11 protein-coding genes, 2 tRNA genes and 1 pseudogene are annotated in these 15,677 nt (G+C 45.9%); 2 read left to right on the forward strand and 12 right to left on the reverse strand.

Translation table 11 applies throughout. The features are described 5' to 3' along the window. Both HMPREF3190_RS00135 and HMPREF3190_RS00140 read right to left on the reverse strand, forming a co-directional pair. A partial coding sequence (locus HMPREF3190_RS00135) for an FHA domain-containing protein (RefSeq protein ID WP_066778986.1) occupies positions 1–924 on the reverse strand: 924 nt, incomplete at its 3' end. A gap of 351 nt (positions 925–1,275) precedes the next feature. After that, on the reverse strand, positions 1,276–3,372 hold the full coding sequence (locus HMPREF3190_RS00140; protein ID WP_066778989.1) for a hypothetical protein: 2,097 nt from the start codon (positions 3,370–3,372) through the stop codon (positions 1,276–1,278). A gap of 355 nt (positions 3,373–3,727) precedes the next feature. Here HMPREF3190_RS00140 and fdhD point away from each other — a divergent pair, with 355 nt between their 5' ends. Further along, positions 3,728–4,540, forward strand: a complete 813-nt coding sequence (gene fdhD, locus HMPREF3190_RS00145; RefSeq protein ID WP_066778991.1) for a formate dehydrogenase accessory sulfurtransferase FdhD — start codon at positions 3,728–3,730, stop codon at positions 4,538–4,540. Positions 4,541–4,675: 135 nt separating this feature from the next. Here the strand turns inward: fdhD and HMPREF3190_RS00150 are convergent, their stop codons facing one another. The 8 genes from HMPREF3190_RS00150 to HMPREF3190_RS00190 form a co-directional block, all read right to left on the reverse strand. After that, positions 4,676–5,890 carry an amidohydrolase gene (locus HMPREF3190_RS00150; protein ID WP_066778994.1) on the reverse strand — a complete coding sequence of 405 codons (1,215 nt, stop codon included), beginning with the start codon at positions 5,888–5,890 and terminating at the stop codon, positions 4,676–4,678. Positions 5,891–5,957: 67 nt separating this feature from the next. Beyond that, positions 5,958–6,033 (reverse strand) — tRNA-Thr (locus tag HMPREF3190_RS00155). Positions 6,034–6,254: 221 nt separating this feature from the next. Continuing rightward, a complete protein-coding gene (locus HMPREF3190_RS00160; RefSeq protein WP_066778997.1) occupies positions 6,255–7,736 on the reverse strand; it encodes a hemolysin family protein in 1,482 nt (493 codons plus the stop codon). 26 nt (positions 7,737–7,762) lie between these two features. Then, the gene (gene folE, locus HMPREF3190_RS00165) at positions 7,763–8,368 is read right to left on the reverse strand and encodes a GTP cyclohydrolase I FolE (RefSeq protein WP_449675874.1); all 606 of its coding nucleotides are present in this window, start codon (positions 8,366–8,368) and stop codon (positions 7,763–7,765) included. A 1-nt stretch (position 8,369) separates the two neighbouring features. After that, complete coding sequence (locus HMPREF3190_RS00170; RefSeq protein WP_066779000.1) at positions 8,370–9,161, reverse strand: exodeoxyribonuclease III; 792 nt, start codon at positions 9,159–9,161, stop codon at positions 8,370–8,372. Between the two features lie 172 nt (positions 9,162–9,333). Further along, on the reverse strand, positions 9,334–9,804 hold the full coding sequence (locus tag HMPREF3190_RS00175) for a 23S rRNA (pseudouridine(1915)-N(3))-methyltransferase RlmH (protein WP_066779002.1): 471 nt from the start codon (positions 9,802–9,804) through the stop codon (positions 9,334–9,336). Between the two features lie 476 nt (positions 9,805–10,280). Next, entirely contained in the window at positions 10,281–11,114 is an 834-nt protein-coding gene (locus HMPREF3190_RS00185; RefSeq protein ID WP_082715015.1) for a cytochrome c3 family protein, read from the reverse strand. 10 nt (positions 11,115–11,124) lie between these two features. Beyond that, positions 11,125–12,675: an FAD-dependent oxidoreductase gene (locus tag HMPREF3190_RS00190; RefSeq protein WP_066779008.1), complete on the reverse strand. Its 1,551-nt coding sequence runs from the start codon at positions 12,673–12,675 to the stop codon at positions 11,125–11,127. A gap of 225 nt (positions 12,676–12,900) precedes the next feature. Here HMPREF3190_RS00190 and HMPREF3190_RS00195 point away from each other — a divergent pair, with 225 nt between their 5' ends. Further along, positions 12,901–14,652 carry a LuxR C-terminal-related transcriptional regulator gene (locus HMPREF3190_RS00195; RefSeq protein ID WP_066779011.1) on the forward strand — a complete coding sequence of 584 codons (1,752 nt, stop codon included), beginning with the start codon at positions 12,901–12,903 and terminating at the stop codon, positions 14,650–14,652. Between the two features lie 116 nt (positions 14,653–14,768). Here HMPREF3190_RS00195 and HMPREF3190_RS00200 read toward each other — a convergent pair. Further along, positions 14,769–14,844, reverse strand: a tRNA-Phe gene (locus HMPREF3190_RS00200). A 299-nt stretch (positions 14,845–15,143) separates the two neighbouring features. Continuing rightward, a pseudogene (locus tag HMPREF3190_RS00205) lies at positions 15,144–15,677 on the reverse strand (coproporphyrinogen dehydrogenase); the annotation flags it as partial.

Consider the following 15,677-nt stretch of genomic DNA (forward strand, 5'->3'; position numbering starts at 1 on the left):
ATCGTGAAGAGGCGTTGTTGAAATTGCTTGACCATTAACCTGCACGCCATTGGTAGAGCCTAAATCGCCCAGCGTCCAATACCCCTGCGGCGAACAAATAAGCTCAGCGTGTTTACGTGATGCCGCTACATCTTGCACCACAATATCATTATCAGTGCCGCGTCCCAACGTAATGTGAGTGTTTGCTAAATCGTACACACGCCGATACGTAATATTAGTAACGCGTGCACGAATAGGAACGCGCTGCATATCACTGGCTTCCCCACCAACCAATGAAAGTGTATAGCCCTGATTTTGTGCTTGCTGTGGGGTTTGTTCAGCCCCACGAGCAGCCTGTACGGCGCGATCACGCTGATCTTGTTCAGCTTGTGAGCGATAATCTTCAAAGTCGCGACTGTCAAACGTATATTTGCCATAATTGATTGAGTAATCAATTTCATCTTCGGGAACATACGGAAGTGGCGGCTTCTTCGGCGTAGATGCTGCTCGGTCAACGGGAGCAGCAGCAACCCCATAGCGCACCAGCTCTTCCTCGCGCAACTGAGCAACAATCGGCGCTGCAACTGTTTCAGCGATAACACTTATATGACCACATTTCAACTTTTCATCAGGAATAAAACGAACAAGAGGGTCACCGTCGAGCATCATGCCGAACTCAACCGCTTTGGCGCTTAAATAAGTTTCTGTTTCTCCAGCTAATGTGGGGTAATACCCCGTTAAACGCTTGTCATCATCAATGTTTACCAATACCGTATACAATGTTGGAGCGTATTGTTTCCCAGCGCCAACCATAGCGCCACGCCGCATTGCCTTTTCGCACTTTTTCGCAATCTGAACAGGAGAAAGAGGCGCATCAAACAGCTTGCTGGCAGCACCTTCGAAGGCGTCTTCCATTGTATTTTCAAAGCGTGAGAACAAGCCCATGGTAATCTCCTTTTCTGTCTGCAACTCTACCAGCAACTCTGTCGGCACCTCGGTCGGCACATTATCGATACGGGGTGAGGTATCGTTTGTAGACCGTGTACAAAGACGCTGACAAACACTCAAATTTACACACAGGTGCTTAGTTTGTTAAGCTTATTATATATGTTCACATGCAAAGTGAGTACCGCTTGTACGTTAATATGAATATTGCTTGGAGGCGCTGAGGCTCATCAACACGCACGATAACTTAACAAATGAGCAGTTTTCAAGAGTTTTACTGTGCAGTTTTCAATATAAAGCGGCGAACAGCCTGCAGAAGTGCCCAAAAAAGACGGTATCTGAACTACATTCTTACTGATACTTGCGAATGTACAAGCTTATGACAGCAATCATGACACCACTACCAACCAAACTTGCTGTTGTAAGCGCTATACAAGCAGTCAAGAGAGCATCTGATGTATGCGGCAAGACATCGGCGGATGGCATCGTGCGATGAAACGCCTGCTGAGGTGCGGAAGTACCCGGTGTATCAGCCGTACGGGCGGGGTCATTAGTTGTGCGTTTCGGTGCTGGTGCTGGCACAAAATCAGAAGCTGGTGGTGTGGGCGTTGGCGGTATCGATGGTTTTGGAGCTGGCGCAGGCGCATCAGAATCCGGCTTTGGTGAGGGTGCGGGTGATGGTTCAGGCGCAGGAGCTGGTGCTGGTGGCTTGGGGGCTGGTGCGGGTTTAAGCTTATCGCGATCAATCTCTACTATTTTGAGCGTGGATGGTTCTTTCACAAGATCAGATTTTTCACCATCTTTCACCTGCCATGATACTGTAAAAGGTATATCGGCAAGTTGAGGCGTGCCCTCACCTGCTTGTGTTTGGCGAAGAAAGTACGAGCCTGGCTGCAAATAAAGCTTCTCGTGTGCCTGATAAAACCCCTCTTTATGAAGCGCACTGGGCGCTTTCATCGCACTCACAACACTATCGAAAGACGGTGCCGTATCTTTTGCAAAATCCTTGCTCAGCGGAACGTTTTTCTTTATTAACACATCGTTATTACCAACACGTTGATACAGATCAAAACTCCCTGTTGTAAGGGGTGTTGTGGTGTTTGTTGCAGCATCTTTTTTAAATTGGTGCACGACAATCTGAGTGGGCACTTTTCTAAACGTCACGTAATAATGTTTTGTATCAAAACGCTTACACGGCTTGCCATCTTTCATTTCATACGCAAAAGAAAGATAATGATTTCCTGGGTTTTCTCTCGTGTCATTATTGTTTTGAAACGCGCCGCCCTTTGGTTTATCGATGTCATTATCCCAATACACATACCCCGGAATGCGCGTCGATGTTAGCTGTTCAAGCGTAGGACGAAAAACACCTGTTGTTCTACCGTTTTCAACTTTTGGCGCATCGGGATCATCTTTAAATGAAAGAACGGTATATTTTACATCGTTGTTCTTATTGCGCATAAAATGCGCAAGTCCTGTTGCAATCGGCTTACCAAGATCGCTCAAGTTACGTATCGCGTAATGAGGAAGTGCCGATATCACAAAACCTTTTTGCTTATCTTCTTCGGTTAATAACGGGTGTTCATCGGTATTTCCACGCTCTTTTAGTGGCGCATCAGCGTTGTTTTGGTGCGTCTGAGTGCGATACGCTATATCGTCCACAAAGTGAAATTGTGCACTGACCTGTGGCGTTGTGTCGTAATAAAAAAACGAGAAGGGTTGTCCACCTGTATTTGTTTCATCACCATAATTGGTAAGCAAGCGCTCAATGTGTGTGCCTCTACTGCTAAATATGATTTTGTAGTAGAGGTAATGATCGCGTGATTGCAATTCAATTTTGGTTTGCTTTGTTGCATTATTAGCAAGCTTTAGTCCATTAAACTCAAAGGAATACGGGTGCATGGTATACGTAACCGTCGATTTTGAACCAGCGTATATGCTTCCATCTTTAAGGATCAGCCCGTTTCTCGTTTGGTAGCCTTGAGCATACAATTTATTAAACAGGCCTGATGTTGAATAGTTTTTAACGACGGTATACATGGTATACGTGCCAGGCTCATCTTGCAGGATGTTATTTCGCGCAATTTCTATTTGTTTTGCAGGATTGCTATCGGGTGTAAAGAAATATTTTTGAATCGAGCTATCATGCTGAAACGCTTTGGCAATTTCCTCATCGCTTATCATGCTTGGGAACGGATTTTTAACAGCTACGTCCTTGGTGCGCGTATACGTAATGGAATAATCGTTTTCTTCCTTTTTAACGATATTGCCAGCTGGTTCTTTATCAAGCACATCACGGGTAGCAGAAGATTGCGCTTGAGGATGCAACTCAGTGGTTTGCGCATGGGCAGTTTGTGCATTCCATACAAGCGAGCTGCTCAAAGCGGCACAAACCACCATGCCAGAGACAAGCGAGAAAGATAATGTATGTGAGAAACGAAGCTTCATGTTCATCCTTTAAAATGTATAGTTATATAAATTGTAACTGTCAGTATAAATGAAATGAGCCATATAACTGCAGCGCAATGTTAGATACACCACCACTTTAACATAAGCGCCTAAATAAAACCTGAACATAAGCGCGTAATCCTTAAGAAAACAAACCGCCCTCGTAATTAAGCATGTTGAAGCAGCAACAACCCAAGCGTGTTACCTACAAATTCTGTAATAAAAAATGTAAACGAATGAGCTGCTTTCACGTACCCCTAAAGCGCTACAATACGCTACACTAGTACCAACAAGCTATGAGGGGCGCGCCTTGCATAATGCGCACAGATCCTCATACAACAGCACGGGAGAGCTTATGCAATCGTTCGACAAATCAGCTGATAGTAAAACAGAAATTGAATCGTATCACGCGTGTATCGTAAAACGCGATGGCACCTATCAGCAAAAAGATGAGCATCTTCAAGCTGAACACACGCTGGATGTATATATTGATGGTCAGTTAAGCATGCGCATGGTCTGTTCGCCATCACATTTGGTGGAGTTAGTTTCAGGGCGCCTGCTTACGGAGGGCGTTGTTGCCGACGCAAGCGACATCGAATTTGTGTACCTGTGTGAATACGGAACGGTGGCGCGCGTGTTGCTGAAAAAGAAAATCGCACTTGAGCACACGAATGTTGATACCGTGCCAAGCTGCTGTACCGGCAATAAAATATTTGCCGCTATCGAACAGCTGGGCAGAACGTATCAGCCTGTGACACCACGAATATGGCAGCCTAGCTGGATTTTCTCTGTTGCAGACACCTTTGCTGCCGACACGCCCATGCACAAAAAAACTTTCGGAGCACACAGCTGCTATTTGGTGAAAGACGATCGCATCCTGTATGTGTGCGAAGACCTCAGCAGGCATAACGCGTTCGACAAAGTGGTGGGTTGTGCAATGCGCGACGGCGTGAACATTAAAGAATGCTTCATTTATACAAGTGGGCGCGTTCCTATTGACATGGCATCAAAGGCTATTCGGGCAGGGATTCCGCTGCTTATGTCGAAAGCCGTACCAACAGATCTTACTGTTGAACTGGCAAAACGCTACCAACTAACCCTGCTGTGCGCAGCGCATCCCGACTCATTTACCGTTTATAACGATCCGCTCCACATTATTGAACACTAGCTTAATACCACTTCACACCAGGTCACGTGCGCGGCGCATACCAGCGCTGCGGCGATGTCCGTTCTTGCTGCTGTTCACGTAACCGTTCCCATGTTCCCATGCCAGCGCCGGTTCAATCGCACAACAAGCCATCCCTTACGCGTGTTCTTGTAAATAATCAAGAGCCCATAGGGCAGCTACCATTGAACCACCCACCAGCGCGCTTTCGTCAATGGTGTAAAAACAACTGTGCTGAGGATAGTTTGCACCAATGTCCTCGTTACGTGCCCCGATAAACGCAAAAACACCAGGTACGTGCTCAAGATAATACGCAAAATCCTCGCCCGAAAGCGTGCCGCGATAGTCAGACACAGCCGCATCCCCCAGCAATTGCCGCACCGCACGCTCGCAGCGTTTTGCCTCTTCCGGCGTGTTCGACAAGCCAGGATTTCCCTCTTCATACGTAAAGCATGCCGTAGCACCAAAGCTATCTGCAATATCGGTAGCAATTCGCTTTAATCGTTTAGGAACCTCGGTGCGCAACTGCTTTGACCACGTACGAATAGTTCCTGTTAAATACGCCGAACCAGCCATAATATTGCGCGCGGTGCCCGAATGAAATTCTCCCACCGTCACAACCACCGGCTCGAAAGGCGATACATCGCGGCTCACCAGTACTTGTAAACCTGTTACCATTTCAGCACCAACAACCAGCGCATCTACCCCCTTATGGGGCATCGACCCGTGCGCGCTTACACCTTCAATATCAATACGGAACCAATCGGTATGCGCCATGCGCTGGCCTGGGGCACACGAAATAGTACCTGCCTGAACTTCACTCCAAATATGCGCACCATAAATAGCAGAAACACCCTCAAGCGCGCCAGCATCTATCATCATCTGCGCACCATCAGAAATTTCTTCTGCAGGCTGAAAAATCACGCGAATTTCACCTTTAATGGCGCTTTGACAAGCTTTAAGAATGTGAAGTGCTCCAAGCATCATTGCAATGTGGCAGTCGTGCCCACATGCGTGCATAACGCCCTTGTTTTGCGAAACATAACTAACCTTGTTCTGTTCTTCAACAGGAAGTGCATCGATGTCAGCACGCAAAGCAATACGCGTACATGGCATACCTGAACTGGAATAAGAACCCGGCGCTTCACCACGAATAGTAGCGATAATGCCTGTTTTTGCAACACGCTTGTGCTCAAAGCCTAAGGCGTCAAGCTCGCGTTCAATTTGATCACAGGTTGAAAATTCATGCAAGCTAAGCTCGGGATGTGCATGATAATAACGTCGCCATTCAATAATTTTATCCTCGAGCGGCGCTCCCAACGCGCGCACTTTTTGAGCATAGTCATGCGTCATAATAACCCCTTATAGTAAGGTTGAACTGCTGTTATTGCGCGCGTGAAGTTAAGCAAGATAAAAAAAATGGTGCCAACGGGCAGACTCGAACTGCCGACCTACGCATTACGAGTGCGTTGCTCTACCATCTGAGCCACGTTGGCACAATAACACCTGCGTAATGCCACAAAACAAAAATCCAAACGAAATGGCGTTCTAAAAAGCATCACGCGTGCGAACAACAAGTATATAGAATGCTTGTGCTTGTAGCAAGTATTTGTAAAAAACAAGCATATTCTCGTGAACTTTTCGTGTGTGAATTACGCCAAGGGTCCGTAAACAGAACAGCGCGCTCCCCACGAACAGCACGCTCACCGCGTGCATGCTATGCACGCTGTTCGGTGCAGGTAGATTTGGTTATATCAACTTGTATTTTATCGATACGTAACTTATCCATTGACAATACCCGAAAGCGCACACAAATATCCTCTTCACCTGCGTTTGCGCTGGTAGTATTTCGCTCAGAAGACGTGGATGCATCAAGTGGAGCGCTCTGCTTTAAGCTGCTTGTTACAGACGAGCGTTCTGACACAAGACACGCGGGCTCAGTCGTTGAACAGGTAAATTGCGGTTCGCCATCGTTAAAGGTGCGCGTAAGATACACGACATCGCCCTCGTGGGGAATGCAGTCGAACAAAACAAACAGCAACCCACCTGCAGTTTCACACTTTGATGCAGCAGGAGGTGTGAAACCCATCAACTCACAGGTTTCATCAATCGGGCGCAATCCATCAATGACAACCGACCCATCTTGCAAATGATGCATTTCACCATCATCGTTATGGTGATATTCATCCTGCATACGCCCCACAATTTGTTCCATGATATCCGACATCGTAACAATGCCTGATGTGCCGCCGTGTTCATCCACCACCACGACAATTTTGCTGCTTCGCTGCTGAAGCTGTTGCAACAACGTAGCAACACTTACGCTTTCTGGAACTGCATCAATACTGCGCAGACGCATCTCGCTTAACGGTGTTCCCGCAGGTGCGGTAAACAGATCTTTCACGTGAATAAAGCCCGTAATATGATCTTTGTCGCCCTTGCACACTGGGTAACGCGTAAACTTATAATTGCGCGCAAGACGCATGTTTTCTTCCAACGAATCGTCCAAGTTCAAACAAATAATATCAGTTCGCGGCGTCATAATAGCTTCGGCGTCTTTATCAGTAATATCAAACACGTTGTCAACTAACGCATTACGCTCGGCATCGATAAGCCCGTTTTCCGTTGACTCGTCTATCAGCAGCTTAATCTCTTCGTCGGTATACACTTCGTGCTCGTTTGCCTGTGCGTGGCCGCTAAGACGCAAGACCAAAGCGGTAATGCTGTTAAAAAGCGCCATAATAGGATAGGTAATCAGGTAAAATATGCGCAACACGGGAGCGGTAAACAAAGCGTAACGCTCGGTTGCAAAGATAGCAAATGATTTAGGAATAAGCTCGCCTGCAACAACATGCAACGTGGTCATGATTGCATATCCCACACCAACCGCAATAGGCGCTACGAGCACCTGTGGAAGCCCTACGAGGTAAAACAAAGGAGAAAGCAGCTCGGCGAACGCAGGCTCGCCCAACCAACCAAGAGCAAGAGAAGCAAGCGTAATACCAAGCTGACACGCAGAAAGATAATCGTTCACGTTTTCAATAACGCGACGCGTGGCTTGTGCTCCGCGCTTTCGTTCTTGGCATGCAATTTCAATCTGTGAGGGGCGCACGCGAACCATCGCAAATTCTGCAACAACAAAAAAAGCATTCATAAGCAGGAAAAATGCAACCAATAACAAACTAATTGCAAGCGGCATAATAGCATAAACTCCTCTGGCAGCTGTTAGTTAAACATCAAATGCATAACTTCGTTGCGTGTCGATAAATTCATTTTGAACGAACCCCGAACAGCGCTGGTAGTGGTTTTTGACGAAGGTTTTTTAACGCCGCGCATGCTCATACACATGTGTTCGGCTTCAATTACTACCATAACACCTTGCGGTTTTAGCTCCTTGACCAGCGTATCGGCAATTTGTGACGTCAAACGTTCTTGTACTTGCGGGCGATGCGCGAAAGCCTCTACCAAGCGCGCCAACTTTGACAAGCCACAAATACGCCCGTCAACAGAGGGAATATACGCAACGTGTGCATACCCAAAAAAAGGCGCCAAATGATGCTCGCACATCGAATAAAACGAAATATCTTTCACAAGCACCATTTCTTGATGATGTTCATCGAAAAGCGTGGTGAAAAACTCATGCGGATCGGTGTGCATGCCAGAAAACACTTCTTGATACATGCGAGCCACACGAGCAGGAGTTTCACGAAGTCCCTCGCGTGCGGGGTTTTCGCCGATACCCTCAAGAATAAGGCGAACGCCCTGCTGGACCTTATCAAAATCGAAACGCGATGGAGTTGTTTCTTTACGTTCTTGGTTGTGTTCCATCATATTAGTGCACCTCAAGCGTCAAACCCACAGGGCAATGATCAGAGCCATAAATTTCATTATAAATACGCGCATCTATCACAGCATTTTGCAACGACTCACTTGTTAAAAAGTAGTCAATGCGCCACCCCGTATTGTTTTTACGTGCATTTCCACGATAGCTCCACCACGAATAAGCGCCTGTAAGCGATGGGTATTTAAAACGAAACGTGTCAATAAACCCAGCATTGAGTAGTGTGGTGAACGAAGAGCGTTCTTCGTCAGAAAAGCCTGCATTCCCCCTGTTTGCAGTGGGATTTTTAAGATCTATCTCATTATGCGCAACATTAAAATCGCCACACATCACAACGGGCTTTGCACTTGTTGCACGTCCACTAGCTGGTGTAATGCCCTGTTCCAAGTTCTTGCAAAACGTACGAAACGCCTCGTCCCACGCTAAACGATGGTCAATACGAGCCAATCCATCTTGTGCATTAGGGGTATAAACACACACGAACCAGAATCTTTCAAATTCAAGTGCAACAACACGACCCTCTAAATCAAGCTCAGGCACACCCAGCTCGTGAATTTCTTGTAAGGGCTGATGTTTACTAAACACCGCGGTGCCAGAATAACCTTTTTTCTGAGCATAGCTCCAATAGCTGGTATATTGTGGAAACTCAAGATCGATTTGCCCTGCTTGAAGCTTTGTTTCCTGCAAAGCAAACACGTCAGCGTCGATGCTTTCAAAAATATCAGCAAAACCTTTTTTAACAATTGCGCGCAATCCGTTCACATTCCACGAAACAAGCTTCATGTACGTCCTTTCTTCATGAAAATTCTGTCCGTAACCAGCGTCATTTATCTGCAGGATCGACGCCTGTTTAGCTCATAGTGTAACACGGAATGCACTCAATACATAAACCAGCTATGAGCGGTGGTGTAAGTGTATACTTAGCGAATTGCTCAATGAATGTGCAGATTACATGCTATTTATGATAGGGAGCGCCTGCAATAATTCTATGTGCGCGATACAGCTGTTCTAGCACAACCACGCGCGCTAAATTATGAGGAAGTGTTATGCGTCCCAGCGAAATTCGCGCATCAACAGCCTGTTTTACCTGTTCATTTACCCCATAAGAGCCGCCCACAATAAACACAAAGTGGCTGTGTCCTTGCACTTGCTGGCTAGAAATAAGCTCGGCAATCTCCTCACTTGATACCAGCGTACCCTGTATATCACATAACACGCGATAGGCATTATCAGGCAAAACGCTTACGATATGATCACACTCCTTTTGAATTGCACATCCAACACCGCCCACACGTGCGCTATCAATATCAGGAAGTTCAAGGAGTGTAATTTTTGCTACCGCTGAAAGGCGTTTTATGTATTCAGCGCAGGCATCACGCCAATAACGCTCTTTTAATTTTCCTACCACAATAAGCGTAATATGCATATCTACCTCGAGTTTTGTGTGTTTTAACCATTATACCATGCGCCGCATCGTTTCTTTTTAAGGGTATCTTGTCAACGTGCAAGCGCACGTCAAAGCGCTTTGGTAGGTGCTCTGTAACAAAACGATAACGAGATTATTGCGAATAAGTAAATGATTGTGCACTAGATAGTTTTATACTGCTGTTTATGAGAAAGTAGATCTGCAAACAAGTGCCATTTCCGACCTTGTACGCACGGTCTTTCATACGACCAATTCAAGTGGGTTTCCCCTTATTTTCCCACTTGATGCGAGTGCAAACTCGATAACCCTAACACCGCGAAGGATCCCCTACCTTCGCGGTGTTTTTGTTTGCAGCCAGTTACACTCAAATTAGCTGCACCTGCGGCGCACATGCATACACTGCGTGCCTTCCTCAACCACGCAAGCATCTGCGCCGCATCGTCCTCTACGCGCAAACGCGCGCGCAATACCTTCCCTTATGCGCGAGAATGCGCGCGGGCGTTAATTTCTTCGCCTGTTTTATAATCAACCCAACCATCAGGCATAATGTCATAAGCTTCAGAGTGACATTGCGTGCAATACATCACCGATGCGCGGTGCGACTTATGACAGCTTGAGCAGGCAATATCTCCATGACGTGTGGAGTGTGGGTTAAACGGCAGGTCTTTAGTTGCGCGTTGCAAGTCGGCACGCGTCGTTACTGGAGCGCTCTTCGCAATGTGGCAACCTGAATTTAAGCAGAACTGATCACCAGTATTCGCAGGATTACCTGCATTTGAACGCAATTGTTCAACGCCTACCTCATGCAGAGGGAAATAATACTCACCCGTAAGCGTTTCGCGAACTTCACCAAGCTGCTGTGGCAGCGTAGGAATATGGCACGACAAGCAGCTCTTTCCAACTTGATTATGAACAGGACCAAGCATGGCAGAAACATTTGACACAGTGTTTCCCCATTTGTCAACACCAGGTTTACCCAGTTCCTGCACAAATGTTTCGGAATAGGCGCTCATCGAATTGTGGCACATTGTTCCACAAAATCCCGGTGTTTCATGCCAATGCCAAAAAGCAATTCCTACAATGGCAACAATAGCAATACACGTAGCTGCAATAACGCCTTTTTTGCGCACGCGACATTTTTTTGAAGAGGCAGAGGCGGCTGAGTTTGGTGACGAAACGCCACAAGGAGTGGTTTGGTCGCTTGATGCGTTTTGAGCATCAGCGGCGAATTGTGTGTTGTGTTCTAGCTCAGAAGCCTGATGCGTATTCTGCGGGTTTTGCGTATTCTTCGAGTTATTAGTATTTGTCATCGTATCCCCCTTATGCCAAAACCTTGTTTTGAGCTGCATATTCACCAGCAAACCTGCCCGATGTATACGCCCAATTTAAGCCGCAGCCACCTGAGGGGTAATCGTCATAAATAAACGTTCCACAGCTCACTTCACCAACAGCATAAAAATGAGGAATAGGATTATCGCGCTTATCAAGCACTTCAAAACGCGTGTTTACATTATAGCCACCAAAACTTCCGTGGGTACAAATACCCAGTGTAATCACATAAAATGGCGCTTGTGTAAGGCTTTTAAGGAACTCAGGCTTCTTGTTAAATTGTGCATCGTTTCCACGTTGGCAGGAAGCGTTATAAGCAGCAAGTGTTTCGGCACATACGTCGCCTTGAATGCCCAATTTATCAGCAGCTTCTTTAATAGTGTTCGCTTTTGTAACGATACCCATTTTAATACCGCGCTGCATCTGCTTACGCAGCTTATCGCTCAAGCGCGCATATGCTGCTTCATCATAAATAGCAAAAAATTTACGATCGGGGAACTTAGCAACCTGATAATAAATATCATGTGGCTGACCTGCTTCATTCGCAAAACGCTCACCGCGAGAATTTACCCACAAAGCACCACGGTTAATAAGCTTCGATTGACCAGGTTCAACAGCGCATGACAAAATACCATTAGTGCCGCCATGACCAATATATGCAGCTCCCTTATCAAGCCCCATCTGCAAGCCCTCGCCTGTAAGGCCAGTTGCAACTTCGGTGTACACGCCAGCATAATCAGGCATATAGGTGCTTATCATCTGGTCGTTTCTACAAAACCCACCTGTTGCCATAATGGTATTTTTGGCACTATAGCGAACTAACTGTTGATTGCTATCAAAAGCAAGCACACCACCAACGCTGCCGTCATCGTTCATGACCAGTTCTTTTGCAGCGGTATTAAAATGAAACTGAACTTTTGCATCGCGCGCGAGCGCCGCTACTGCACGCAACGCATCAATAGCTGCCACTTTGCAATTGTGTCCACGCGGAACGGTATCGGTGCCTTTCAGCGATACCACATCACGAAATGGCACTTTCAAATCGCCGGTTAGCCAGTCAATTGTTTCTCCAAAATGTTCAGCACAAAATTTTTGCACGTCGTAATTAAGGTTTTGTCCACCTCGACGCATGAAATATTCAAGCAAGCCAGCAGGTGAATCTTTTATTCCAGCCTTTTTCTGCAATTGTGTACCTGCACCATAAAACGTACCAAGTGCAAGAGAGCTTGACCCTGCTAACCAAGGCATTTTCTCAATAAGAATGGTCGATGCTCCATGTTGTGCAGCTGCAGCTGCGGCACTTACGCCAGCACCGCCGCCGCCAATCACTAAAACATCACACGATATTGTTTTTGTTACTTTAGTTTGTTCATGCATTTCAGCAGCATGTTTAGGTGCACATGCCGAAAGTGTACTCGTAAGCGCAAGCACACCAACCGACGTTAGTGCAGTTCGTGCTACCTGACGTCTACTCAATAATGCTGCACGAGTATGCGCATTACGCACCGCAAACGACTGCTGCACGTTTTTATCCGTACTCATCGTTTCCCTCTCTCATTGAAAACTTACTTTCGCAGGGCTCTCGTAACCCTAAATACCTATATAATTATCTTTGATATTGAAAGAAACGCGTAGGCAATATGTCAATATCACCCCCGTTCAGGTGAATTTTTCACCCGAAACGGATGAGGATGGCAAACATATAACATTACGCTGATAGCACTAAACAAGCGCAAATACATCTCAAGAAAGGCGCTCTTACCATTTATGAAGCAATACCTACAACAGCTGCGTAAACACCAAGCACTCCTCGCGTGTCTTTGTGGACTAGCACTTACCCGTGTATGGCTTCAAGGAATGTTGTTTGGTTTTTATGCGCATAGCGATGCAGGGTTTTCAACAACAATAAATCAATGGTCATACGGTGGAGCAATTCTTATTGGCGCCATTATTGCGTGGAAACGTCCACGAGGCACACTAGAGGCCAGCGTAATGGCATGGATGGCATTTAGTCTTGGAACGATTGCAGGTATTGTAGTATTTTTAACAGCACAAACACCATCATTATATGTTCATGGAATTACTATGGTACTTTGTGGCGTTGCAGGAGCAATGCTTGGAGGAATGTGGGTTCTTCCCTTTGTGCAGCTTAATCTCCGTAGTGCTCTTATTGGTAGTTTTTGCGCACTGGGGCTTGGCTCAGCGTTAGCATGGATGTTGGCATTCGCTAATGACACCACTGTTATGACGCTTTGTTTGCTTATTCCCTCGATAAACCTTTTATTGTTTCGGCAGCTTGAAAACGTACAAAGTGCACAACCACAAGTCATACAGGACATGCGCACGGTTACAGGCGATTCTCACTACACCCACACACACCAACAAGCCGTGTATGATAATGAACCCTTAAGCAGCCTGCTTCTTATCTATGGTGGTGTGATTGTGCTATCGCTTGCGCTTGGCATTGCGCGCGGATACCCCTTTGGTACGCCGCTTCCGATGGATGTGCTAGCGCGTTGTGTTCATCAAGGTGGTGTTGTACTATTAAGCGCCTGTATTGTCATAAAGCTACTCATACGGTCTAAATCTCTCAGTTTTTTATGGTTATGGCGCTGTGAAGTTCTGGTGCTGTTACTCGGTGCAGCCAGTATTGTAGTGCTTGACAACAACCACGTTGACATATCGATTGCCGTTATCAATATTGCCGATACATTCATGTTGGGCGTATTGTGGGCAATTTCACAAGACGTTGCACGATTTAGCAGCTTTCATCCTTTTGCGATCTTTGGTTTTATTTGGGCAGCACGCGTATTGGCACGCAACGTAGCGCGCGTTCTTATCTTTTTTATTGGCGGCGAGGGGATACATTACAATCTTGCTTTAGGCGCTATTGTGGTATCGCTTGCTATTGGAATGGCATTTCTGCTAACTGACAAACTACCGCGTCAACGGCCATTATTCTCAGATAACCACAAAAACAACCAATCGCGTTGGTATAACAATGCTCCAGAAACAAACAGCGTATGTAATGCATGCGAAATAACGGCCCGCAAACCAGCAACTCATGAAGTACTACCACCCAAGGCTGTACCAAGCACAGACGTAACGCACGCAACACCCATGCAAGAAACAAAAGTTTCAACGAGTACCCAAGATACTCAAGTACTCACGTTGTTAGCTTCATCACCTGAACGTATGCAAGCAGAGGCTCAAAAAATACCGCAAACTAACGACACAGAACAAACTCACACGGAACAAAACATCCACAACAAACTGGATAAAGCCATAAAACAGCATCTTGAAAAGCGTTATCAACTTACCGACCGTGAAAGCGAAGTTATTTTATGGCTAGCTCTTGGATATAGTAAATCGTCCATTGGAGAACGTTTATTTGTAAGCGAAAATACCGTACGCACGCATGTAAGAAAAGCTTACACAAAACTAGGAATTCATTCAAAAACCCAATTAGCACAGTTACTGGAACGTATTAAAGCTGACTATACAACACACAAAGGATAACGTGCCTCGTAGTGCATGCAGCACCAGCTCGTTTAGATAACACGTGCAGCAACGAGATGCTTAAAGGGCATAGAAGTGCAGTGTAACAATGTAGGTACGAAATAATAATAAGAAAATGGTGGTCGGAGGGGGACTTGAACCCTCGACACGCGGATTTTCAGTCCGCTGCTCTACCGACTGAGCTATCCGACCACACGTGCGTAATCAAACGCAGAGCGTCATTTTACCGACTTATTCCTTTTCGGTCAAGAGGGCAGGCGCTATTTTACGAAATTTCTCCGTGTAATACGCACGGAACACCCAATAACGAACGCTGCTTACTGCAGTGTTAATGGGTGTTTTCGCCACTTGAAACAACCGACATCAAACACCCAAAATAAAACCGCCAACAACAAAACATCATGTCATCAGATGCGGGCTTCTTACAGCATAAGCAAGCACGAGCGCATTAACACACAAGCGCGCTGCTATTCGTATTCAAGAAAAACCGTTTATTCAAATTTTGCACACCCTGAACCAAAGAGCAATTCTCGCTCATCTTCTGGAAGAGCGCGACGCGCCTGATCACGTAAATTGTTAATACCAATAAAGAACTGACGCATCATCACAACAACCAGATAGCGACCCTTCGAAGTAAGTGTTAATTCTTCACTGTTGTCTCTATCAAATGCACCAACTGCTTTCATAAACGCCATTTCAAGGGGTAGGCCATTTTCAACGGTTACGCCAAAATCCTTGAACCACTGGCGCTTATCAAGGCGCAAACCGAACAGTTGCATCAAAAATCGGTAGCGCATGCGATCGTGCAGATTAAATGATGTTTTGCCCATAATTGACATATGTCCCTGCTCAATTGCTTTGTTGTACTCTTGTATCGAAAACGTATTTACATAGAGGTTTGTTCCCAAATATGTAATACCACCCGATCCAATGGCAGGATATTCCTCAAATTGAACAACATATTCGTCAATCATTTGCGTATGTTTATTAGTATTGTCTGATGTGTTATAAGATAAAGGCTGAAT

The organism is Umbribacter vaginalis, assembly GCA_001552935.1.
GTDB lineage: Bacteria > Actinomycetota > Coriobacteriia > Coriobacteriales > Eggerthellaceae > Berryella > Berryella vaginalis.

Bases quoted from the DNA above. Each gene is read 5' to 3' on its own strand.
- HMPREF3190_RS00140 (WP_066778989.1), bottom strand. From the start codon at position 3,372: ATGAAGCTTCGTTTCTCACATACATTATCTTTCTCGCTTGTCTCTGGC.
- fdhD (WP_066778991.1), top strand. From the start codon at position 3,728: ATGCAATCGTTCGACAAATCAGCTGATAGTAAAACAGAAATTGAATCG.
- HMPREF3190_RS00150 (WP_066778994.1), bottom strand. From the start codon at position 5,890: ATGACGCATGACTATGCTCAAAAAGTGCGCGCGTTGGGAGCGCCGCTC.
- HMPREF3190_RS00160 (WP_066778997.1), bottom strand. From the start codon at position 7,736: ATGCCGCTTGCAATTAGTTTGTTATTGGTTGCATTTTTCCTGCTTATG.
- folE (WP_449675874.1), bottom strand. From the start codon at position 8,368: ATGATGGAACACAACCAAGAACGTAAAGAAACAACTCCATCGCGTTTC.
- HMPREF3190_RS00170 (WP_066779000.1), bottom strand. From the start codon at position 9,161: ATGAAGCTTGTTTCGTGGAATGTGAACGGATTGCGCGCAATTGTTAAA.
- HMPREF3190_RS00175 (WP_066779002.1), bottom strand. From the start codon at position 9,804: ATGCATATTACGCTTATTGTGGTAGGAAAATTAAAAGAGCGTTATTGG.
- HMPREF3190_RS00185 (WP_082715015.1), bottom strand. From the start codon at position 11,114: ATGACAAATACTAATAACTCGAAGAATACGCAAAACCCGCAGAATACG.
- HMPREF3190_RS00190 (WP_066779008.1), bottom strand. From the start codon at position 12,675: ATGAGTACGGATAAAAACGTGCAGCAGTCGTTTGCGGTGCGTAATGCG.
- HMPREF3190_RS00195 (WP_066779011.1), top strand. From the start codon at position 12,901: ATGAAGCAATACCTACAACAGCTGCGTAAACACCAAGCACTCCTCGCG.